This is a genomic window from Paenibacillus silagei (assembly GCF_017874735.1).
Taxonomy (GTDB): domain Bacteria; phylum Bacillota; class Bacilli; order Paenibacillales; family Paenibacillaceae; genus Paenibacillus_AQ; species Paenibacillus_AQ silagei.
This window is the reverse complement of record NZ_JAGGLV010000024.1, coordinates 1-20728: the sequence shown is the minus strand read 5'-3', so window position 1 is coordinate 20728 and position 20728 is coordinate 1. Positions and strand designations below refer to the sequence as shown.

Genomic DNA, 20728 nt, shown 5'->3' with positions numbered 1-20728 from the left:
GCTGTTTTCCACATACATTGGGTCCATATCAAGATCAAAGAAGGCCCTTACCTAATTCAGGTAAGGACCTCCAATACAACCTCAACCATATATGAAGCTCTAAAGAATTCAACAAGAAGCAAAAAGGAACGGAGGGAAATTTGGAACTGTAGGAGCGGTAGCGTCCGCCTTTGTCTGCGGATTTCTACCGCGAACAGCGGTATATAATCAAGAAATCTGCAGACAACAGCGGCCGTAAGTCCAAATGTTCTCCGCAGTGACGATTACGCTTCAAGTTTTCTTTTCTAGCTTCATTTCACAGCCACATAGAACAGCCGCTGCGCCGAATCATCCGCGGCCACCCACTCGAAGTCCGCATACACCGACACCTCGTTGAATCCGGCGGCAAGCAGCTCCTGCTTCATCCACTCCGGGTCATAGGCACGCTGGGTATGAGTCTCTTCGAAGCGCCGGTACGTGTCTGAACGGCCCTCCTCGCGGGCGAAGATGGACAGGTGATGCTCAATCTCCCGGCGCGGCACATCCAGCTCACAGGTCCAGATGTAGGATACATCCAGCTCATCCAGCACGAAAGGCTGCTCTTCCTCATAGCGGATCAGCGTGTTCGGATGATGCACATCGAACAGGAAGGTCCCGCCTGGCTTCAGTCCGTCATATGTACTGGAGAACACAGACCGGATGTCCTGCTCCTCCAGCACATAATTCAGGCAGTCGCAGAAGGAGATGACGGCGTCTACCGGCTCCGGCAGCTCCCATTCCTTCATGTTCTGCTGAACCCACTGCACACTGCCCTCCCGCAAAAAGCGCCGTCCCTGCGGCTGCTGCTCCAGCTTACGCTGGGCAACGGACAGCATGTCCGATGAAAGATCAATCCCCGTCATGTGATACCCTGCCCCGGCTAGAGGAATCGTCAGGCTGCCGGTTCCACAGCCGAGTTCGGCTACCGTGCGCGGCTTGCCGTATTTGCCCCATGCGGTCTCGGCAAAGGCCAGCCAATCCGGATACGGCATATCCGCCATAAGCGCATCGTATACATAAGCAAATTTGCCATAGGAAGACACTGCGTACACCGCTTTCTCTATACTATTGATTGTCAGAATCGCTGTCCGGTCCGGCCTGCTCCTCTTCGCGGGCAGCCAGATAGGTCCAGTTCTCCTTCTGGACAACCAGCCCTTCCTTCATCAGCTTGCCAAGCGCGCGCTTGAACGCTGATTTACTGATGCCGAAGCGCTGCTTGATAATATCGGGAGGCGTAGCATCCGAATATGGCATTCCGCCGCCTGGGCGGGAAGCCAGAAAATCCAGCAGAGCCGCCGAATCCACATCACGGCCCACTTCCTTGCGGTGGCCCATGCTGAGGTTGACGCGGCCATCCTCACGGATATGGGCCACGCGCGCTTCAATCACTTCACCCAGACGCAGCAAGCGAACGCGTTCAGAGGAGTGGACCATACCGATGATGCCGAAGCCGAGCACACCGGCATCTATAAGCACGAAGGTGCCCATCTGCAGCGGCTTGTATACCCGGGCAGTGACCGTCTGCCCCTGCCACGATTCCGGTGCAGGCAAGGCCAGCGGCGCAAGCTCCTGCTCTCCGGCCAGCTTGGCACGGAGACGTCCCTGCTTGTCATGCTCCATAATTGCGAAGACCTTGTCCCCAATCTGCGGACGCAGCTCCACCAGCTCGGGAAGTTCGCTGAGCGGCAGCAGCAGCTGCCGTCCAAGCCCCATCTCCAGGAAGCAGCCCAGCCGGGGATGGATATCCGCCACTTCAAGCAGCGCCATCTCGCCAAGCGTCAGATATGGCTTCTTCATCGTAGCCGCAGGACGGTCCTCGGTATCGAAGAAGAGGAAGACCTCCACCTTGTCGCCGATCTTCGGCTTGCTGCCCACAAGCTCGGTGTAATGAAGCATGATATCCTGGTCGCCTGCGCTCAGGAAGTACCCGTAAGGGGATACCTCCCGCATCACTTCAAGCGTAACCGTAGTTCCTGCAATCAGACTCATACCGTCTCCACGACCTTGGCATCCGACCACAGACGCTCAATATTGTAATATTCACGCTCATCGCGGTGGAAGACATGGACGATTACATCGCCAAGGTCCATCAGTACCCAGCGTGCGGCATCCATCCCCTCAATGCCTTTGATCATTCCGCCAGCTTCATGAACAACCTTGCGCACCTCAGTGGCAATCGCCTGAACCTGGGTATCGGAATTACCGTGGCAGATGATGAAATAATCGCTGATCGGCGACACACTGCGCAGATCGAGGGCCACCACATTCATTGCTTTTTTATCCTGAACGGCGTGTAGCGCCAGTTCAAACAGCTTGTTTGATTGTACACTCATAGTTTATCCTCCAATGTTCTTACTAAATCGTTGCGCGCCAGCACCGTAAGCGGAAATACGATCCGGCGCTTCTCCAGCAGCACCCGTATAGTGGAATCCAGTCCGGCAATCAGCCCTTCCTCCAGGCTGACCTTCGCCAGCCTGCGGATCTCGTCCACACCGGGGAAGTCCCGTCCAGGCTCAATATAATCAGCCAGACAGACGATCCGCTCCAGCAGGCCCATGTTCTCCCGTCCCGAGGTATGATAACGGATTGCGTCCAGTACCTCAGAATCCGTAATGCCATAATCATGCTCGGCGGTATAAGCACCAACCTCAGCATGCCATAGCTGCTTGTCATATTTCAAAAGCTCAGCGGATAATCCGTTCTGTTCAATGATCTCCCGCATCCGTTCCACCGGCCAATATTTGGCCACATCATGCAGGATGGCGGCGGTCTCGGCCCGCTGCGGGTCAGCGCCATACCGCTGCGCCAGCTTCACAGCAGACTCCATCACACCGAGTGTATGCTTCCAGCGTTTGTCCGGCATCTGGCCGGAGACCGCCTCAATCAGCGCTTCACGGCTGTACTCCATACAATCCACTCCTTTGAACATATTCATATACAGCATCCGGAACCATATAGCGGATCGACTTTCCTTCGGCGGCCCGGGCTCTGAGCATGGTGGAGGAGAGATCGACCAGCGGCATATCCGCCAGCAGCACTTTACCGGCAATGAACTCCGGCAGCAGACCAAGATCTAGCGGAGTGCCCGGACGTCCGACACCGATGAAGGTCAACCGCTGCACCAGCTCTTCAATCCCCTGCCACTTGGGAAGATACTGAACCATATCCGCACCCACGATGAAAAAGAATTCATGCTGCGGATACTCCTCCTGCAGACTAATCACCGTCTCCAGCGTATAGGATACTCCGCCCCGCACGATTTCCCAGTCAAGAATGCCAAAGGAAGGGTGATTCTTCACCGCTCCTTCCACCATAGCCAGCCGCTGTTCACCGGTTGCCCCGGCCTCATGCTTATGAGGCGGAATATGCGAAGGCATGAACCAGACCTCCTGCAGACTGTAGCTCTCGCGCGCCGTCTCAGCGGCCATCATATGGCCGATATGCAGAGGATCGAAGGTCCCTCCCATTATGCCTACTCTCAAGAGGTCAACCTCCTATCTTGGAAGCTCGATCGTTTTGTTGTCGCGTGATTCCTTGTACAGAACGATAGTCTTGCCGATAACCTGAACAAGCTCCGAACCGGACTGCTCGGCAAGCGCGGCACCAATTTCCTTGGGATCATCAGCGTTGTTATTCAGTACACTGATCTTCATCAGCTCGCGTTTCTCAATAGCTTCTTCAATGTGACGGATCAGATGATCGTTTACGCCGCCTTTGCCAACCTGAAATACAGCATCCAGATGATGAGCCAAAGAGCGCAGATAACGTTTTTGTTTGCCTGTTAACATAAATGTGAAAACTCCTTAATTAACATATATTATTACCCTGTTCAGTGAAAATCATTTGCCCGGCACCTGGCCGAGGCAATCCGCAATAGTCTGCCGCATAATCGCTGCGGGAGCCACAAGCCCCGTCCAATACTCCAGGGCGTAGGCTCCCTGGTAGACGAACATGCCCAGCCCGCCGTGAACGGTGCAGCCGCGCTTCAGACTCTCTGTAAGCAGCCGGGTATGCAGCGGATTATAGATCAGATCGCTGACGATCATCCCTTCATGCAGCCCGGCCGGATCGATCGGCATGTCCTCCATATGCGGATACATGCCTACGGATGTTGTATTAATTACAATATCCATGCTGCCAAGCACGCCGGGAACGGCATCCATCCCTGCTCCGGTTAAGCTGCCCCGGCTGCTGAAGCTATCTGCCAGCTGACGGGCCCGTTCCTCATTTCGGTTCACAATCAGGACCATTGCCGGCTGCTCCTTCAGCAGCGCCGAGACAATCCCTCTGGCCGCACCGCCGGCTCCAATCACGAGGATGCGGGCGCCGGTAAGATCCGGCGCAGCCTCTGTCTTCAGTGAGCGGACATATCCGATGCCATCCGTATTGAAGCCGGTCAGTATACCATTGTCGTTGACGATGGTATTGACTGCGCCGACATCCACCGCACTTGAATCCAGCCGGTCCAGATACTCCATCACGGCAACCTTGTGGGGGATCGTTACATTCACGCCCCGGAAGCCAAGCGTCCGTATCGCCTGCACCGCATCGCCCAGCTTGTCCGGCGTAATGTGCAACGGCACATAAGCGCCGGAGAGACCGAGCGCATGGAGCGCTGCCCCGTGCATCAGCGGGGATTTGGACTGGGCAATCGGGTCGCCCATTACGCCCAGCAGGAGCTCCCCGTGACTCTGCGTATTCCTGTTTGTCTCAGTCATGTCGCCTTCCTCCTGTACAATTAGATCAGCGAAGGACGGGTAAGCACCTTGACGCCGCGCGGCACATGGACAGCTACTACTGCTCCGGCTGTACCGTTCACCTTGATCCAGCCCAGACCGGAGATGAACAGGTCGGTCTCACTATTCCTGGCGATACGGAATTCATGGCGCTGCCACTGCGGCAGCTTGTCTATGTCGGCAGTCCCCGGCGGAGACAGCAGCTCGCCCCGGTGGTCTTGATACAGGGAATCTGCACGCTCCAGCTTCGTGCGGTGAATCTTGAGGGTGCCGCTGATGAAGCAGGTGAAGGACTGGCGTTCCCCCTGAATGAAGTCGAAGCGTCCCAGTCCGCCGAAGAACAGCGACTGGCCTTCATTCAGCTGATAGACCGCAGGCTTGAGCGGATTCTCGGGCATCACTGCGCCCAGATCCTTGCGCTCGACCAGCTCGCTGTAGCGCCACGGGTAGACGATTCCCGGCGTATCAATGATGGAATGGCCGTCATCCAGCGGGATTTTGACCATATCGAGGGTGGTGCCCGGATAACGGGAGGTCGTCAGCTCCTCTTCCAGGTCACTGTAATCGGAGATCAGCCGGTTAATCAAGGTGGACTTGCCTACATTGGTAGCCCCGACAACGTATACATCACGCTGCCCGCGCAGCTCGGTAACGGCCTCCAGCAGACGGTCGAAGCCCTGATTGCGCTTCGCGCTGACCAGGACAATCTCCGCCGTGCGCAATCCCTCTTCCTTACAACGCTGCTGCATCCAGTTGCGCAATCGGTTCCAGTTGGTCACCTTCGGCAGCAGATCGATCTTGTTCACCGCCAGAATGACCTGATTATTGCCGACAAACCGCTGCAGCCCGGAAATCAGACTGCCTTCGAAATCGAACAGATCCACAATATGGATCACCAGTGCATTCTTCTCGCCTACTCCGCTTAACAGCTTCAGGAATTCATCCTGATTCACCGATACGGAAGAGGCTTCATTGTAATTCTTGATCCGGAAGCAGCGCTGGCAAATTACCGGCTCCCGTTCGAAGGCGACCTCCGGGATATAGCCGGGGAGCTCCTTGTCTACGCTCTGTAGCTTAATGCCGCAGCCGCTGCATTTCTCAGGCCGCGCTGTTCCATCGTTCATAGCATTCATTAAGATTTATCCTCCTCTTGCCACAATCCTTGCTTCCGCAGACGGGTCAAGGCAATCTGCTCCACTCTGCGGTTAATTCTTGTTCCTATTCCCTCATCCTTGACGGAGATCGGCAGCACGAGTACCGTGAACAGACCCAGCCGGTTGCCGCCGTATACATCGGTCAGCATCTGGTCGCCGACTACAATCGTCTGCTCCGGTCCCAGCTCCATCAGCTTCATGGCCCGCAGGAACGGGGAATTGCTGGGCTTCTTGGCCTGGTGTACAAATTCAATATTCAGCGGGGTGGCAAAACGCGACACCCGGTCCATATTGTTGTTGGATACGATCACAAGCTTGAAGCCCAGCTCCTTCACCTTGGCGAACCAGAGCAGCAGCTCAGGAGTAGCCAGCGGCGCCTTGGCGCCGACCAGCGTATTATCCAGATCCGTAATAATTCCCCGGTAGCCTTGGCGGTACAGCTCCTCCAGAGCGATATCAAACACCGTGTTTACCCGGAGCTTGGGGACTAATCTTTCAAACAATACATTCACCTCATTTTCATACAGGAAACTTGTAACCCGGCTCTATAGGACTGCAAAAACCCCAGGGTCCGGCAGCATTTCATCACCAGTGGGCATTACTTGCCGGACTTCATGCTTTTTCGCAGCCGCAAAGCTTCAGTATACACGCTGTGCCAGTCTTTGTCTTCAATAACCTCAGGGCTGTAATTCGCCCGCTCGAACATCTTCAGCAGCGCAGCAAGACTGCCTGCAGCTTGCGGGCGTTCCACGCTCCACCGTGCCACGGATTCGCGCAGGGTTTCATGCTCTTTCTTCAGCATACCCTTCCTGCGCATATACCTTACCCAGCGCTCCGTTTCTGCGACAACTTTTTGCGCCGGACTCGGCTGACCGCCGAGACGCATACGGGTAATCAGGAAGCGCAGGCTCAGCCGGCGCTGCCAGATCAGGAATGTGATCCAGAGCAGGAGTACAGCGGCTGCTCCAGCCACGGCCCAGGTGCCGGGATGGAATCCGGAGGACTTGTCCGTCTGGCCCGCTGCCGCCGGTTCAAGCTCCTCGGGCTCCTCAACCTCTACTTCAGGCTGGTCCGGATTATCCTGCTCACTCTGCGTCAGCACCGGAACATCGAAGCCCGGCGTTGCCTCTACTGGAACCCATCCGTAATCGCCGAAATAGATCTCAGCCCAGGAGTGGGCGTCCGCATTGGTAATCGTGTAGTTGTTATTCACATAACCGGCAGCGCCCTGCTGAAGCATTACGCTATCCGGAATCTCGGCCTGCTCCCCGGGAGCATATCCCTTCACCCAGCGGGCCGGTATATCCAGTGACCTCGCCATGGTGACAAGCGCCGTGGAATAGTAATCGCAGTATCCCTCCTTAATCTCAAACAGGAAGCTCTCGACCATGTCCTTGCTTCTGGCCCGTGAGGTATCCGGCTGATTCGTATAAGGGAAGGAAGCTTGCAGATATTGCTGCAGCAGAATCGTCTTCTCGTAAGGCGTTTGCGCTCTCGCCGTAATCTCCTTGGCCAGCGCGCTCACCCGCTCAGGATAGTTATCCGGGAGCTGAAGGTACTGCGGGTCAATATCCCTGTTCCCGTAGAGCTGCTCGAAGGTCTGCTTGCTTAACTCCTGAAGGGGAACGATCGGTACCTCCGAGGTGACCACATAGGTCTGCGGATAAGCCCTTGTCTTGCCTCCAGGATTCCACAGCAGTTCACTGTCTTTACTCCTCCAGGATAAGCCGCTGCTCTGCTCCTGACCATCCACCGAGTCTACCCCCGAGATAGAATAGCCGCCGAACAGAACCGGATAGCTGTTCCCCCCAAGCAGCTTGACAGTCTGCTTGAGCGTACGGGTCTCCGTCTTGGAGGCGGCAGCACGTTCCAGCGGCTCGCCCACCTGCACCTCGTTATGCGGTCCCCGGCCGGAGGTATCATCATCTGTCCAGCCTTTGCCCGAATACACACTGCGGATCTCGCCGCGCATATAGGTGCGCAGATCGGAGGTCACTTGCATGACCGGCGAATAATCGAAGTTGAAGCCCCCGCCCAGATTGTCATCATTCAGGCTGTAGCCCGAGGTCGTCCCGTTCGCCGCTGACCCGCCGCTTGCAGCATCCCCGCTCCCGGAGGAGGGTCTGGACGAGACGGAGTTACCATTCCACTTTTGCCAGGCGGTATAAGGGTCGGTCAAGGTGGGACGCACGCCCGGCATATTCACCCCGGCAAGGATAACCAGTGAGAAAATAATCGCTATATTCAAGGCAACCTTCATCGGATACCTCAGCATATAGGTCCAGCCGCGCGGATAATGCAGCTGGAAATTCCTCAGATGCCGGGTGACCAGCCAGCCCATACCGGCGAAGACCGTCCAAGCTACCTCCTGCCACATTACCGCTGTCGTGAATGAATCCAGCGCGGCGAAGGCCGTGATATTCGCCGCGATGAACATCAGAATCCGCGCCTTGCCGTTCACCCACCAGGCGGACACAAGCAGCAGCGCCCAGGCCCCCAGCGCAAACCAGATGTAAGGAATCATCGATACCGCTATCCCGGGCAGCCGGTCAAGAAATGCCGGCAGCAGCGGATCGGGAATGTAAATCCCGTAGCTGATAATCACGTTGTATACAATAAGTACCACTGCTGCGCCTTCCAGCACAATGCGGTACACTCTTTTGAACGGAAAAATGATTTCAATAGCTGTAACAGCCAGCAGGGTTAGCGCCACAGAAACGGTGGTCTCCTGCAGCCAGAAGGGCACCGTATAGGACACCCACTGCATAGCGATAATGCTCAGCCATAGCAGCGTCAGCCCGTGATGCCATGAGGAACGTATCGCCTGGAACCAGTGCTTCATCGGACAGAATCACCTCCAAGTACCGCAGGAAGCTCCTGAAGTGTGCTGATGCTATGTCCGGTAACGCCATGCGAGTGCAGAATATTCTGCCACTCTCCGGCCCGGTATTTCCCGGAAGGATGAAGAACATGAATGTGGGAAGGGGTCATCCCCCGGTTCTCCGCCCAGCGCAGCGTATCCAGCACTGCTCTGCCGCTCTGCGGACTGATCAGTACGAAATACGATCCCTTGGGGAACATCCGCTGGACACTCTCCAGCCTGTCAATCAGCGGCCCCTTGCCTTCCGCGTTGATGTCTATTAAATATTGAATCATCTTTTGCCGCTCGGCATTGCCCTCCGCCGGACTGAACACCTTATTGTGCTTATCCAGACAGCATAGGCCGATGCCGATCCGCTCCCGGATGCCGAAGCCGAGGAGAGAAGCCGTGACCGAGACTGCCAGCTCGAATTGTGCGGAGTTGTAATAGCCGCTGGAGGTTCCGTCCAGCACCAGAATGGTTCTGGGAACGGATTCATGCTCGAATTCCTTCGACTTCCACTCGCCAGTCTTCGCCGTTGCATTCCAGTGAATGCGCGTCAGCCGGTCCCCGTAGACATAATCACGGACACCGTTGATCTGTGTGGTCTCGCGCCGTGACTGAAGCAGCGATACCTGCGGCCCCGACAGCCGCGCCTTGCGCTCATACAACTGCCAGCGCGGCACTACGACGGCCCGGGGCATCACCCGGAATTGGCCTTCTGCCTTGAAGGTCCCCTTATGCTCCATCAGACCGAAGATATCCTCGCTGAGTATATCCGTACTCTCAAAAGAATAACGGCCCCGCTCCAGCAGCGGCGTCTGGAACAGCAGCTCACCCCGTCCGCCCATGTTTGGAATCAGGCTCTCCTCGAACACCCAGGACTCTCCGTTATGGCGCTTCAGAATTTCTCTTACCACCACGTAGGGCAAAGGCAGAAATCCCGGAATGGTCACTTCCAGCTTCACCTTTAAAAAGCCCCCGGCATAGAGCAGATCCGGCTTATCCTGTTCGGAATAGAAGCTGCGTGCGCCTCTGGCCCGCCGGACCCCTTCAAGACCGCCAATGAACAGATACAGAAAAAGAACAGAGACCATGATGAACAGCATGAACGAGGTTTTGCCGCCCTGAAACAGCACGTAGAAGAGTGTAATTACCCAAATCGCCAGAACGCCCGTGAACTTCCTCAGCTGAACCGCAGCGGCAGCCCGCGTAAGTAAGGCCCTCATCTTATTGCCTCATGGTTACAGGCACGTTAATGCTCTGGAGCAGCTTCTGCAGCAGGGAGTCCATGCTGACGTTATCCAGGCGTGATTCCGGCCGCAGCAGGATACGGTGTCCCAGTGTGTACGGGGTCAGGGTCTTCACATCATCAGGCAGCACATAATCCCGTCCCTGGAGAAAAGCGTAGGCCTTGCAGGCCATCATGAATGATAAGGATGCCCGGGGGCTTGCGCCGAGCAGCACCAGCGGATGCACCCGTGTCTGGCGGACCACATCCAGCAGGTAGTTCAGCACCGGCTCGCTGATGAACACATCGCGGATCTCCTCCTGAATGGCAGCAATCGTCTCCATGCTGGTTACGGGAGCCAGCCTGTCCACCGGTTGGCCTTGCTGATGGGTTAGCAGCAGGTTCTTCTCGGTATCGGCATCGGGGTAGCCCAGGCTGATCCGCAGCATGAAGCGGTCCAGCTGAGCTTCGGGAAGGGTATAGGTTCCCTCGAAATCTATCGGATTCTGGGTCGCACAGAGCATGAACGGATGCGGAAGAGGATAGGTCTCTCCATCGACCGTAACATTGCGTTCTTCCATTACCTCAAGCAGTGCGGACTGGGTCTTGGTGGTCGCCCGGTTGATCTCATCGGCCAGCAGGATATTGGTCATCACCGGGCCCGGACGGAAGTGGAACATCTCATCACGCGGATGATAGACGGATACGCCGGTAATATCACTCGGAAGAATATCCGGGTTACACTGGATGCGCCGGTATTCGCCGGACATCGACCGGGAGAGCGCGCGGATAAGCTGGGTTTTGCCAGTCCCCGGAACATCCTCAATCAGGACATGTCCGCCTGCTAACAGTGCAGTCAGCAGCAGTTCTATTTCAAAGCTTTTACCGAGAATACAGGATTCCAGATTAGTGCGGACAGCGTTCATAATTTGCGTGGATTCTTGACGTACGGGCATGTATATTAAACCCTCCTATATCAGAATAAGCAGTAATATATACATTTTACATGATAGGAGTACCGAAAGTACATGTTAGGCCAGGTGAATTTGTAGAGTCACATGCTAGATTTGTCCAAAAGAAACCCGCATCAGGCGGAGTAAGCCTCCTTCATATAAAAAGGGACCGCCATGGGCGATCCCGGAATCAACATATCTATATACGCTCCATCTACCGTCCGCTACCCCTTCGGCCGGACCACCAGCGCCGCCAGGAAAGAGAAGACAATCGCCGAGGAAATCCCGGCGCTGGTCACATCGAAGATCCCGGTGACGACACCGACCCAGCCATCGCGCTCCAGCTCAGTCAACGCGCCGTGGACCAGCGAATTCCCGAAGCTGGTAATGGGTACGCTGGCCCCGGCTCCGGCGAATTTCACGAGCGGATCGTAGATGCCAAAAGCATCGGCAGCCGCTCCAAGCACCACCAGCGTACTCATGGTATGGGCCGGAGTCAGCTTCAGCACATCGAACATCAGCTGGCCGATCACGCAGATCGCTCCTCCGACCAGAAAAGCCCATAAATAAATCATGCTCCCTCACCTCCGATCTCCAGGGCTACCGCATGGGCTACACACGGAATACTCTCCCCTTGCTGATATGACAGCGGCGAGAGCAGCGCTCCAGTCGCCACGATCAATACCCGTTTCAACTCACCCTTCTTCATCCGGCCGATAATATGACCGTAGGTTACTGTGGCCGAGCAGCCCGCGCCGCTTCCCCCGGCAATGACATACTTCTGCTTGTCCAGGTCGTACATCATGAGGCCGCAGTCATTGAAGACCGTCTGCTCCATTGGGATGCCTTCCTTGGCCAGCAGATCCTTGGCAATCGGCAAGCCGACGGAAGCCAGATCGCCCGTAACAATCAGATCATAGTGACCAGGCGACAGCCCCGTATCGCGGAAATGTGCCGTGATGGTATCGGCGGCCGCCGGGGCCATGGCCGTTCCCATATTGAACGGATCTTTCAGCCCCAGGTCCATGATCCGCCCAAGAGTTGCGTACACCACAAGCGGCCCTTGAACCGTCCCATCGTTCACTCCTACCACTGCGCAGCCGGAGCCTGTAACGGTATATTGGGCGGTGGGCGGCTTCTGCGAGCCATACTCTGTCGGGTAGCGGAACTGCTTCTCAACTGTACAGTTATGGCTGGATGTGCCGGCCAGCGCGTACTTGCCGCCGCCGGAATCCACAATCATGGAGGCGATGGCGAGGCTCTCCATCGAGGTGGAGCAGGCACCGAACACTCCCAAGTAAGGCACGCCGAGCTTCCGCGCGGCGAAGGAGCTGCTGATGATCTGATTCATCAGATCCCCACCGACGAAGAACTCCAGCTTCTCCTGCTCGAGATTCGCATTCATCAGGGCGAGCTTGGCGGCTTTTTCGAACAGGGCGCGTTCTGCCTTCTCCCATGTCTTCTCGCCCATCTCCAGCGAATCATAGACGAAGTCGAAGCTTGAGGCCAGCGGCCCTTCTCCCTCTTCAGGCCCCACCACAGCGGAGGTTCCGAGGATCACCGGACGGTTCGTAAATTCCCAGGTCTGACTGCCGAGCTGCTTCATCGTTTAATGCGCACCTCCCCAGCCCATAACGGCATACACTACTCCCACGATAAAAGCGGCAACGACACCGAACACAATAACCGAACCGGCCAGCTTGAACATGTTCCCGCCCACGCCCAGCACCAGCCCTTCAGCCCTGTGCTCCAGTGCGGCAGAGCACATGCTGTTGGCGAATCCTGTGACGGGTACCGCTGTGCCTGCACCGCACCACTGGGCGAGCTTGTCATATACCCCGAAGCTGGTCAGTATGACGGAGAGCAGAATCAGAATGGCCACGGTCGGACTTGCCGCCTCTCTTGAGGTCATATCGAATATCGCCATGAATGCTTCCTGGATGCCTTGTCCCAGCACACAGATGAGTCCCCCGGAGAGGAAGGCGCGTATACAATTCTTGAATACAGGACGAGAAGGCACGTAAGGCTTGGCCAATTCCTGATAAGCCTTCGGGGTCAGACCGTCAAGGTTCAGCTTGACGCCTGACTTTTTTGTTTTTGCCGGCAATGCAGACACCCCCTGAACTGTTGGATACGAAAGGGAACGGGCAGCGGGTAAGCTGTAGTCCCGTTCCTTCGTGCTATGCAGAATTAAGTTTTCCTTATTGTTCACTTCAGGCGGCCCCGTTATGTCCCTCCTGCTCAGGAAAAATAAAACAGCACAACAATCAGCAGCAGAAACAGCACCAGAATCAGCACTGCCTCATTCTCCCGCCCGTACCGGCGGCGGTACCGCCTGGGCAAGCCCTGCCTGCGGACCGGCACTTTCCGGAAACCGCTCCGGCTGCCTGCCTGGGCTACGCTCCCCGAGAGCCACATTCTCCTCGCTTCCTTTCTCCGGCCCCTGCCTGCAGAGCCCTTACCGTATAGTATTCGCACAATGAGCCTCTGTGTTCATTTGCCCTTCCAGCATGGACAAGAGGCGCAACAATGTTCATACTAGATGACATAAAGGAGCGATATATGTATGAATACAGACACACTTGAATTATTTAAGACATTGACTGAATTCCCCTCAGCCTCCGGCTTCGAGCGCGAACTGCGCGCTTATGTCAAAGAGGCAATGACGCCTTATACGGACGAATTTGTACAGGACCGACTGGGCAGCCTGTTCGGCGTGATGCGCGGTGAAGCTAACGGTCCCAAGATTATGGTGGCCGGCCATTTCGATGAGGTAGGCTTCATGGTTACCGGCATTACAGACAACGGGATGATCCGCTTCACACCGCTGGGCGGATGGCTCGCTTCGGCCGTGGCCTCACAGCGCCTGCAGATTATTACACCGAAGGGTACGCTGAACGGCGTGGTCGGCAGTACACCTATCCATCTGCTGAGCGCGGATGAACGCGGCAAGGCCGGGGAGATCAGCAAGATGTACATCGATATCGGCGCAGACAGCCGGGAAGAGGCGCAGAGCTTCGGTGTAGCTCCGGGACAGCAGGTCGTGCCGGTCTGCCCGTTCACACCGCTGGCCAATCCGAAGAAGATTATGGCCAAGGCCTGGGACAACCGCTACGGTGTCGGCCTGGCTATTGAATTAATGAAGGAACTGCACGGACAAGCCTTGCCGAATACGCTCTACTGCGGCGCTACCGTTCAGGAAGAGGTTGGGCTGCGCGGTGCCCGGACGGCTGCCAATCTGCTGCAGCCGGATATTTTCTTCGGGCTGGATGCCAGCGCCGCTGCCGATATGACCGGTGACCGCCAGGCCTTCGGCCATCTGGGCCAGGGCGCACTGCTGCGTATTTTTGACCCGACGATGATTACCCACCGGGGACTGATTGAATATGTGCAGGATACAGCTGACACCCATAAGATCAAATACCAGTATTTCGTCTCCCAGGGGGGAACGGATGCGGGCCAGGTGCATCTCAGCGGAATCGGTATTCCTTCAGCGGTGATCGGGATCTGCTCCCGTTACATCCACACGGCAACCTCGATCATCCACAGTGATGATTATGCGGCAGCCAAAGAGCTGCTGATTAAGCTGGTACAAGGACTGGACCGCACGACACTGCAGACGATTCTGGAGAACAGCTAATAGCCCACACAAAGTGGGGCTTTAGCTCTCACAGACTAACGCAAACAGCAGCAGGGATAAGCTTATAGGCTTTCCCTGCTGCTGTATTTTTATGTTGTTAGCTCATATGTTCTTAGCTTAGCTTCGCGTATTGCTCCATCGCCGACTGATGAATAGGGTGATCCGCAGCAAGACCCGTATACTTCGTCAGCGCTGCTTCTGCTCCAAGCTCCGCGATTGCGGCTTGCAGCTCCACCGCTTCCGGGTCATCGCCTGCCTTGAACAGCAGCGCACCGGCCATGGAACGTGTCAACGCGGTGTAACTTAGCCCTCTCTCATACGCCTGCGTTGCAGGGGATACCAGACGATCATTTGGCGACAGCTTGCGCAGCGGCGAACGGCCTACACGGGACACCTCATCAGTCAGCGCCGGATTGCGGAAGCGCTCCAGGATTTTATCGATATACTTACTGTGTTCCGCTGCATCGAAGCCATGCTTCTGGACCAGCACTGCGCCGGTCTCCTCAAGTACCTCACGAACCTTCGCCGTTAACGCCTCATCCGCCATAGCCTGCTGTATGGTCTCGTAGCCCTGCAGATAGCCCAGGTACGCCGCAGAGCAGTGCCCCGTGTTCACAGTGAAGAGCTTGCGTTCAATATACGGCTCCAGATTCTCTACATAATGCACACCTTCAACCGGCGTATAGCCCGGGATCATCTGCGAGGCGTCCACCACCCATTCATAGAACGGCTCAACGACCACCTTCAGAATATCCTCATGCTGCTGGAGCGGAACGATCCGGTCCACTGCCGCGTTAGGAAAAGCAACAGAAGATTCAGCCTTCTCACGTGCAGCTTCATCGAGCTTCGCGTACACCAGCTCCTTGAGTTGTGCACTGCCGCCAATCGCATTCTCGCAGGCAATAACATGCAGCGGTGCGGAGGAGACAGCTACTCTCCGGCGGATGCCGTCCGCCACCGTTCCCGCAATGTGCTTCAGAATTGACACGCCGACCGCGGTTGTAACCAAATCGGCTTCAGCAATGGCGGCCGCCACTTCATCCGCATGCGTGACACTGCTAAGAGCCGTTACATTCTTCACGATGACCGTTTCCTGACCGTCGCTGGCCAGCGTGACCGGATACTCGCCGCGTTCCTTGAGCTGGGTAACAAAGGCCTCATTCACATCCACAAAAGTAACTTCATAGCCCGCCTGCGACAGCAGCAGCCCGATGAAGCCCCTGCCGATATTGCCCGCGCCGAAATGGACCGCCTTCATTACTCCAGTCCCCCTTCGAAGATTGCAATAACATCAGCAGCCGTAGGGGCGTTCATGACGCGGTCAATAGCATCATCCTCGGTGAAAATCATCGCCACGTTCGTCAGAACCTCCATATGCCCGTCACCTGCGGCTGCAATGCCGATGACTACAAACGCCGGCTCATCGCCGCCGAAATCCACCCCGTCCGGAAAGCGGATGATAGACAACCCAGTTGACTTAATAAAAGGACGCGCTTCCTTGGTACCATGCGGAATAGCCAATCCGCCGCCCATATAAGTGGACACCACTTCCTCGCGCTCCAGCATCTTGGGAACATATTCCTCCGTTACATGCCCTGCATCGACCAGCAGCTTGCCCGCCATCTTGATGGCTTCGTATTTATCGTTTGCCGCACCGTGCATAATCACTTTATTTTCTGACAGTATACTCATATGGTTTCTCCCGCTTTCAACTTTTATTTTGGAAAAAATGAAGCAGCTCCGAGGACAAATACCCCCGGATCTCTGACTCTGAACGTTCTTCCAGCAATTGAACCAGCTCGGAATTCAGCAGTAGTGCGCTGATCTCGCTGAGCACCTCCAGGCTCTCCTTGGAGAGTCTGCGCGGAGCCAGCATGAGCAGAATGACTCTGACCTCTGTATCCCCCTCCAGAATTACGGGCTGATCAAGCCGGTACAGGGTCAGCGATGACAGGTGAATATGGCTGCTTCTGGTATGGAATAACGCCAATGCGGTATCCGGGATCACCTGGCTGGTCATCCGCTCCCGTTCGAGCAGACGCTCCAGCACAATACCGGCATCCCCGACCACGCCGTTTCCATTCAGTGTCTCCAGCATCTCCACTATCGTCGCTGACAAATCCATCCCCTTATTATCAATCGGATGGAAGCGGAACCGCTCCAGCAAGCTGACGATCTCATCCAGAATACCCTTGTAGCTCCTGAGCCGTTCAAGCGAGGCTTCCTCCCGCGCCGCATGTTCCGGTTCACCGGACATCCCCTTCCCTCGTTCCCGCAGGGTAGTATTCTGGATGTAATTCAGCAGCTTCTCAATCTCCTCCGCTGTGAGCAGGGGGCTGATCTTGATGTAACGCTCCTTATCAATCGGCAGATCAATGGTAGATATAATCAGATCGTAACTTTCATCCGGCAGGCGTGCCGCTTCATACCAGGAGATGTTGCCGAGAATCTCAATCTGCGGCATTTCCTTGGTCAGCCGGGTGGCTAGCAGCCGGGAGGAGCTAAGGCCGCTGGCACAGACCAGAATGGCTCTTACGTTGCGCCTTAGCTGGTTCAGCCGCTCTGCGGAAGCTCCGAAATGCATGACCAGAAATCCGATCTCTTCATCCGGAATCTCCAGTTCCAGCTGCATATCCTCCACGGCTGCGCGGATGATGTTGAACAGATATTCGTAATCCCTGCGGATCGGGCCGAGCAGCGGGTTGCGGATGCGTGTGCCTTCCCGGATCCGCTTCAGCGCCGGATCAATATGCTCCAGCAGCCCCTCGCGCAGAGTACGGTCACTCTGGAAGGGCAGCCCTGTCCGCTTGACGACACTCTCCGTCAGCTTGTAGACAATCTCCATTAATTCAATGTCGCCATAGGCATAGCCCGACGAGGAGAAGGAATCCTGAACCCGGTCGAACAGCCCGGCAATATATAGAATCTCTACCCGGGGAATCTTCAGCTCAAGCACCTCTGCGAGCTGCCCCACAAATCGCTCAGCTCCGGCAATGTTCCGGTGATCGGACACCCTGGAATAGCCCGCTTCCGCCCCGCTGTCGATACTCCGGCTAAGCTCAATCCGCCGGGTAGTGACAGCAAGGGCCAGGAGCATTTCCATATAGACAATTTCGGGCAGCTCCGCCGTCCATTTCCATTCCATATCCCACAGCGTGTTCTCTACTTCCATGAGGTTGGACTGACCGACTGTAGTCAACAGCATACGAAAAGCCGGATTGCTCTCAGCCAGAGAACCATGGCCGACCAGATCAGACAGATCCAGATGCTCTGCGGCTAACCGGCCAATCGCCCGGCGCTTGTCGATCTCGCTGCCGGTGATTTCTACGCCGTAGCCTCGTCTACGAACCAGCTCCAGGCCGAACTTACGGACCCATTGCTCCAGTTCATCCAGATCGTAGCTAATAGAAGCAACTGTAACCTTGAGGGAATGCGCAAGTGTGAAAAGCTTCACCGGCTCCTCTGCCTCCAGCAGCACGCAGAGCTCGAATACCTTGCGGTCTTCGCCGGAATAATCCGCCGGCTTCTCTTCACGCAGGAATAGGCGCAGCTCCGCAAGACCGGCCTCCGGGCCGCTCAACTGGATGCCTTTGCCTGATTTTTTGATCAGATCAAGACCAAAGTCCTCAAGCGCGGACTCTATATCCTCCATCTCCCGGTGTACGGTCCTTACGCTTACCCCGGTAGCCTCGGCAATTTTTACAGCGGTAATCTCTCCGCTGGCTTCAAGCAGAAGCCACAGGATCTGGCGCTGTCTGGCGGTAATTTTCGTCATTTCCGCTAACCCTCCGCCTTGCATTAAGTGGAAACGGATTTGCCGCCCTTTTTAAGGACGGTACCGTTTCAGCGAAAAATAGAAGGATCATTTATAAAGCGAAGCCTATAAATTCTTATATTTCAAGTACAAACGGATATACCGTCCTATAAGGGACGGTATCCGTTTCAGCGAGAACTATATACTTAGATTTTACACTTGTGCCGCTTACTTCAAACGTTCTACGAGTTCATCATATTTCGGACTCTTCAGGAAGTTATCGATCGAGATATGCTCTGCCTTCGGATTGCTGGCAATCGCCCGGTCGGTAAGCGTCTTCTGGGTGACCACGATATCCGCATCCGCCGGAATTTCACTGACCGCAGAGTTCGTCACCGTAATGTTGACCCCTGCGTTCTGCAGTTTCTTTCTCAGTACCGAGGCCCCCATGGCACTGGAACCCATCCCTGCATCACAAGCGAAGACGATTTTGTTCACATTGGCTTTGCTGCGGACATTGGAAGCTACAGCTGTAGTTGCGGCGGTCTGTGCTGCTGTACCGGCCGACTTCATGTCTCTCATTCTGGCTTCTGCCGCTTCCAGATCCATCTCCTCTTCATCATTACTCTTGGAAGATCTCAGAAGCACAGCTGCAATCAGGAACGATACGATGGTAGCCACGACAACCCCGGCAATCATCGGAAGATATCCGCCCTTAGGCGTCATTGCGAAATAGGCAAAGATACTGCCTGGTGAAGGAGAAGCTACCAGACCGGCGCCCAGCATCTGGAAGGTGAATGTACCGGACATTCCGCCGCCGATGACCGCCAGAATCAGACGAGGGTTCATCAGGATGTAAGGGAAGTAGATCTCATGAATCCCGCCCAGGAAGTGAATGATAATAGCGCCCGGTGCAGAGGATTTGGCAGAACCTTTGCCCGCCAGCCAGTATGCAAGAAGGATACCCAGACCAGGACCCGGATTCGATTCAAGCATGAACAGGATGGATTTGCCGATTCTCTGGGACTCTTCAAGCGCAATCGGTCCCAGTACCCCGTGGTTAATTGCATTGTTCAGGAACAATACCTTGGCCGGCTCAATGATGATATTGATGAGCGGCAGCAGGTTATGGTTCACCAGGAACTCCACGCCATTCGAGAGGATATTGGTCAAGCCTTGAACCAGCGGTCCAACGCCCTTTAAGGCTCCAAGCGTCAAAGCGCCGCCGATGATACCCAGCGAGAAGTTGTTGACCAGCATTTCGAACCCGGCTCTGATTTTGCCGTCCACAGCTCTGTCAAACTGCTTCAGCACCCAGGCAGCCAGCGGACCGACAATCATCGCACCCAGGAACATTGGAATCGTCGAGCCGACGATAACCCCCATGGTCACCAGCGCGCCGATGACAGCACCGCGTTTGCCGTGAACCATCTGTCCGCCGGTGTACCCGATCAGCAGAGGAAGCAGGTAGTTAATGATTGGGCCTACTAGAGCTGCAAGGCTCTCATTGGGATACCAGCCCGTTGGAATGAATAATGCTGTAATCAATCCCCATGCGATAAAAGCGCCGATATTCGGCATAACCATACCGCTGAGCATACGTCCGAATTGTTGAACCTTCACCCTTGCACCGCCGGATGAAGTTTGTTTCGTTGCCGTTGTGGCCATTTAAGATGCCCCCTTATTGTAATGAACGGGAACCTTCCGCACCGCATACTGAAAGGTGTTTTCCCTTTGAACACATCGTAAATCAAAGCGCTTTCTTTGTCACCAAATTGAAAACACGGTTTCGGCATGAACATTGTTGACAACATTTAAGAGCTCCTGCCAAGGGGCTTAAGTCCAGTATCCTCCTTGCTTCCAACGGCCTACAAGCTTCCTCATAGGATGCACAATTTCACGTATAATATCATTTAAGGCTTAGGTAGTGTAAAGAACAGAATCAACCTGCGGATGGATAATGTAAGAACTTAGGGCTGTAGCTCATACGGCTATATTTGCCCGCTGTCGGGGGCATCCGGCGAATTCAGGGGCACTTGTGCACCTCATCTGCTCCTTTGGCCCTCATTCGAGGAATTCAGGAGCATTAGTGCCCCTCATTTGCCCCTTTGGCGCTCATTCCGCGAATTCTGGGGCATTAGTGCCCCTCATTGGCTCCCTCGGCCCTCATTCGAGGAATTCAGGGGCATTAGTGCCCCTCATTGGCTCCCTCGGCCCTCATTCGAGGAATTCAGGGGCATTAGTGCCCCTCATTTGCCCCTTTGGCGCTCATACCGCGAATTCAGGAGCATTAGTGCCCCTCATTTGCCCCTTTGGCGCTCATACCGCGAATTCAGGAGCATTAGTGCCCCTCATTTGCCCCTTTGGCGCTCATACCGCGAA

At 55.5% G+C, this 20728-nt stretch carries 21 protein-coding genes; 1 reads left to right on the top strand and 20 read right to left on the bottom strand.

What is annotated here, in order from left to right:
* Positions 1 to 290: 290 nt before the first annotated feature.
* The 16 genes from J2Z70_RS26435 to J2Z70_RS26360 form a co-directional block, all read right to left on the bottom strand.
* Positions 291 to 1061, bottom strand: a complete 771-nt coding sequence (locus J2Z70_RS26435; RefSeq protein WP_209878217.1) for a class I SAM-dependent DNA methyltransferase — start codon at positions 1059 to 1061, stop codon at positions 291 to 293.
* 22 nt (positions 1062 to 1083) lie between these two features.
* Entirely contained in the window at positions 1084 to 2007 is a 924-nt protein-coding gene (locus tag J2Z70_RS26430; protein ID WP_209878119.1) for a CvfB family protein, read from the bottom strand.
* Positions 2004 to 2351, bottom strand: coding sequence for a ribosome silencing factor (rsfS, locus tag J2Z70_RS26425; protein ID WP_036725699.1), 348 nt, complete (start codon positions 2349 to 2351; stop codon positions 2004 to 2006). The genes J2Z70_RS26430 and rsfS overlap by 4 nt, the downstream gene beginning before the upstream one ends.
* The gene (yqeK, locus tag J2Z70_RS26420; protein WP_209878118.1) at positions 2348 to 2926 is read right to left on the bottom strand and encodes a bis(5'-nucleosyl)-tetraphosphatase (symmetrical) YqeK; all 579 of its coding nucleotides are present in this window, start codon (positions 2924 to 2926) and stop codon (positions 2348 to 2350) included. The genes rsfS and yqeK overlap by 4 nt, the downstream gene beginning before the upstream one ends.
* Positions 2910 to 3500, bottom strand: a complete 591-nt coding sequence (locus tag J2Z70_RS26415) for a nicotinate-nucleotide adenylyltransferase (protein ID WP_209878117.1) — start codon at positions 3498 to 3500, stop codon at positions 2910 to 2912. Before J2Z70_RS26415 ends, yqeK begins: the two co-directional genes overlap by 17 nt.
* A 12-nt stretch (positions 3501 to 3512) precedes the next feature.
* On the bottom strand, positions 3513 to 3806 hold the full coding sequence (gene yhbY / locus J2Z70_RS26410; protein ID WP_036697934.1) for a ribosome assembly RNA-binding protein YhbY: 294 nt from the start codon (positions 3804 to 3806) through the stop codon (positions 3513 to 3515).
* A gap of 51 nt (positions 3807 to 3857) precedes the next feature.
* Positions 3858 to 4736, bottom strand: coding sequence for a shikimate dehydrogenase (gene aroE / locus J2Z70_RS26405; protein WP_209878116.1), 879 nt, complete (start codon positions 4734 to 4736; stop codon positions 3858 to 3860).
* A gap of 20 nt (positions 4737 to 4756) precedes the next feature.
* Positions 4757 to 5878, bottom strand: coding sequence for a ribosome biogenesis GTPase YqeH (gene yqeH / locus J2Z70_RS26400; RefSeq protein ID WP_209878215.1), 1122 nt, complete (start codon positions 5876 to 5878; stop codon positions 4757 to 4759).
* Between the two features lie 8 nt (positions 5879 to 5886).
* Positions 5887 to 6411 (bottom strand): YqeG family HAD IIIA-type phosphatase, encoded by a 525-nt coding sequence (locus J2Z70_RS26395; RefSeq protein ID WP_036697929.1) that lies wholly within the window; start codon positions 6409 to 6411, stop codon positions 5887 to 5889.
* Between the two features lie 95 nt (positions 6412 to 6506).
* The gene (locus J2Z70_RS26390; protein ID WP_209878115.1) at positions 6507 to 8750 is read right to left on the bottom strand and encodes a DUF4129 domain-containing transglutaminase family protein; all 2244 of its coding nucleotides are present in this window, start codon (positions 8748 to 8750) and stop codon (positions 6507 to 6509) included.
* Complete coding sequence (locus J2Z70_RS26385) at positions 8747 to 9997, bottom strand: DUF58 domain-containing protein (RefSeq protein WP_209878114.1); 1251 nt, start codon at positions 9995 to 9997, stop codon at positions 8747 to 8749. Before J2Z70_RS26385 ends, J2Z70_RS26390 begins: the two co-directional genes overlap by 4 nt.
* 1 nt (position 9998) lies before the next feature.
* Positions 9999 to 10955, bottom strand: coding sequence for an AAA family ATPase (locus tag J2Z70_RS26380; protein ID WP_076079719.1), 957 nt, complete (start codon positions 10953 to 10955; stop codon positions 9999 to 10001).
* Between the two features lie 221 nt (positions 10956 to 11176).
* Positions 11177 to 11527, bottom strand: coding sequence for a stage V sporulation protein AE (gene spoVAE / locus J2Z70_RS26375; protein WP_036697920.1), 351 nt, complete (start codon positions 11525 to 11527; stop codon positions 11177 to 11179).
* Positions 11524 to 12558 (bottom strand): stage V sporulation protein AD, encoded by a 1035-nt coding sequence (spoVAD, locus tag J2Z70_RS26370; protein WP_209878113.1) that lies wholly within the window; start codon positions 12556 to 12558, stop codon positions 11524 to 11526. Before spoVAD ends, spoVAE begins: the two co-directional genes overlap by 4 nt.
* Before the next feature lie 3 nt (positions 12559 to 12561).
* A complete protein-coding gene (gene spoVAC / locus J2Z70_RS26365; RefSeq protein ID WP_076079722.1) occupies positions 12562 to 13059 on the bottom strand; it encodes a stage V sporulation protein AC in 498 nt (165 codons plus the stop codon).
* Between the two features lie 134 nt (positions 13060 to 13193).
* Complete coding sequence (locus J2Z70_RS26360; protein ID WP_209878112.1) at positions 13194 to 13370, bottom strand: hypothetical protein; 177 nt, start codon at positions 13368 to 13370, stop codon at positions 13194 to 13196.
* A gap of 148 nt (positions 13371 to 13518) precedes the next feature.
* On the opposite strand from J2Z70_RS26360, the gene J2Z70_RS26355 reads away from it, so the two are divergent.
* Positions 13519 to 14592: a M42 family metallopeptidase gene (locus J2Z70_RS26355; RefSeq protein WP_209878110.1), complete on the top strand. Its 1074-nt coding sequence runs from the start codon at positions 13519 to 13521 to the stop codon at positions 14590 to 14592.
* Positions 14593 to 14704: 112 nt separating this feature from the next.
* Here J2Z70_RS26355 and J2Z70_RS26350 read toward each other — a convergent pair whose 3' ends face one another.
* The 4 genes from J2Z70_RS26350 to J2Z70_RS26335 form a co-directional block, all read right to left on the bottom strand.
* Positions 14705 to 15850: a mannitol-1-phosphate 5-dehydrogenase gene (locus tag J2Z70_RS26350; RefSeq protein ID WP_209878108.1), complete on the bottom strand. Its 1146-nt coding sequence runs from the start codon at positions 15848 to 15850 to the stop codon at positions 14705 to 14707.
* Complete coding sequence (locus tag J2Z70_RS26345) at positions 15850 to 16284, bottom strand: PTS mannitol transporter subunit IIA (RefSeq protein ID WP_076079725.1); 435 nt, start codon at positions 16282 to 16284, stop codon at positions 15850 to 15852. The genes J2Z70_RS26350 and J2Z70_RS26345 overlap by 1 nt, the downstream gene beginning before the upstream one ends.
* Positions 16285 to 16300: 16 nt before the next feature.
* Positions 16301 to 18367 (bottom strand): BglG family transcription antiterminator, encoded by a 2067-nt coding sequence (locus tag J2Z70_RS26340; RefSeq protein ID WP_209878106.1) that lies wholly within the window; start codon positions 18365 to 18367, stop codon positions 16301 to 16303.
* A gap of 207 nt (positions 18368 to 18574) precedes the next feature.
* Entirely contained in the window at positions 18575 to 20014 is a 1440-nt protein-coding gene (locus J2Z70_RS26335) for a PTS mannitol transporter subunit IIBC (RefSeq protein ID WP_209878104.1), read from the bottom strand.
* Between the last annotated feature and the right edge of the window lie 714 nt (positions 20015 to 20728).

Excerpts from the sequence above, each read along its gene's own strand:
- J2Z70_RS26430 (WP_209878119.1), bottom strand. The coding sequence starts at position 2,007 with ATGAGTCTGATTGCAGGAACTACGGTTACGCTTGAAGTGATGCGGGAG.
- rsfS (WP_036725699.1), bottom strand. The coding sequence starts at position 2,351 with ATGAGTGTACAATCAAACAAGCTGTTTGAACTGGCGCTACACGCCGTT.
- yqeK (WP_209878118.1), bottom strand. The coding sequence starts at position 2,926 with ATGGAGTACAGCCGTGAAGCGCTGATTGAGGCGGTCTCCGGCCAGATG.
- yhbY (WP_036697934.1), bottom strand. The coding sequence starts at position 3,806 with ATGTTAACAGGCAAACAAAAACGTTATCTGCGCTCTTTGGCTCATCAT.
- aroE (WP_209878116.1), bottom strand. The coding sequence starts at position 4,736 with ATGACTGAGACAAACAGGAATACGCAGAGTCACGGGGAGCTCCTGCTG.
- yqeH (WP_209878215.1), bottom strand. The coding sequence starts at position 5,878 with ATGAACGATGGAACAGCGCGGCCTGAGAAATGCAGCGGCTGCGGCATT.
- J2Z70_RS26390 (WP_209878115.1), bottom strand. The coding sequence starts at position 8,750 with ATGAAGCACTGGTTCCAGGCGATACGTTCCTCATGGCATCACGGGCTG.
- J2Z70_RS26385 (WP_209878114.1), bottom strand. The coding sequence starts at position 9,997 with ATGAGGGCCTTACTTACGCGGGCTGCCGCTGCGGTTCAGCTGAGGAAG.
- J2Z70_RS26380 (WP_076079719.1), bottom strand. The coding sequence starts at position 10,955 with ATGCCCGTACGTCAAGAATCCACGCAAATTATGAACGCTGTCCGCACT.
- spoVAE (WP_036697920.1), bottom strand. The coding sequence starts at position 11,527 with ATGATTTATTTATGGGCTTTTCTGGTCGGAGGAGCGATCTGCGTGATC.
- spoVAD (WP_209878113.1), bottom strand. The coding sequence starts at position 12,558 with ATGAAGCAGCTCGGCAGTCAGACCTGGGAATTTACGAACCGTCCGGTG.
- J2Z70_RS26360 (WP_209878112.1), bottom strand. The coding sequence starts at position 13,370 with ATGTGGCTCTCGGGGAGCGTAGCCCAGGCAGGCAGCCGGAGCGGTTTC.
- J2Z70_RS26355 (WP_209878110.1), top strand. The coding sequence starts at position 13,519 with ATGAATACAGACACACTTGAATTATTTAAGACATTGACTGAATTCCCC.
- J2Z70_RS26350 (WP_209878108.1), bottom strand. The coding sequence starts at position 15,850 with ATGAAGGCGGTCCATTTCGGCGCGGGCAATATCGGCAGGGGCTTCATC.
- J2Z70_RS26345 (WP_076079725.1), bottom strand. The coding sequence starts at position 16,284 with ATGAGTATACTGTCAGAAAATAAAGTGATTATGCACGGTGCGGCAAAC.
- J2Z70_RS26340 (WP_209878106.1), bottom strand. The coding sequence starts at position 18,367 with ATGACGAAAATTACCGCCAGACAGCGCCAGATCCTGTGGCTTCTGCTT.
- J2Z70_RS26335 (WP_209878104.1), bottom strand. The coding sequence starts at position 20,014 with ATGGCCACAACGGCAACGAAACAAACTTCATCCGGCGGTGCAAGGGTG.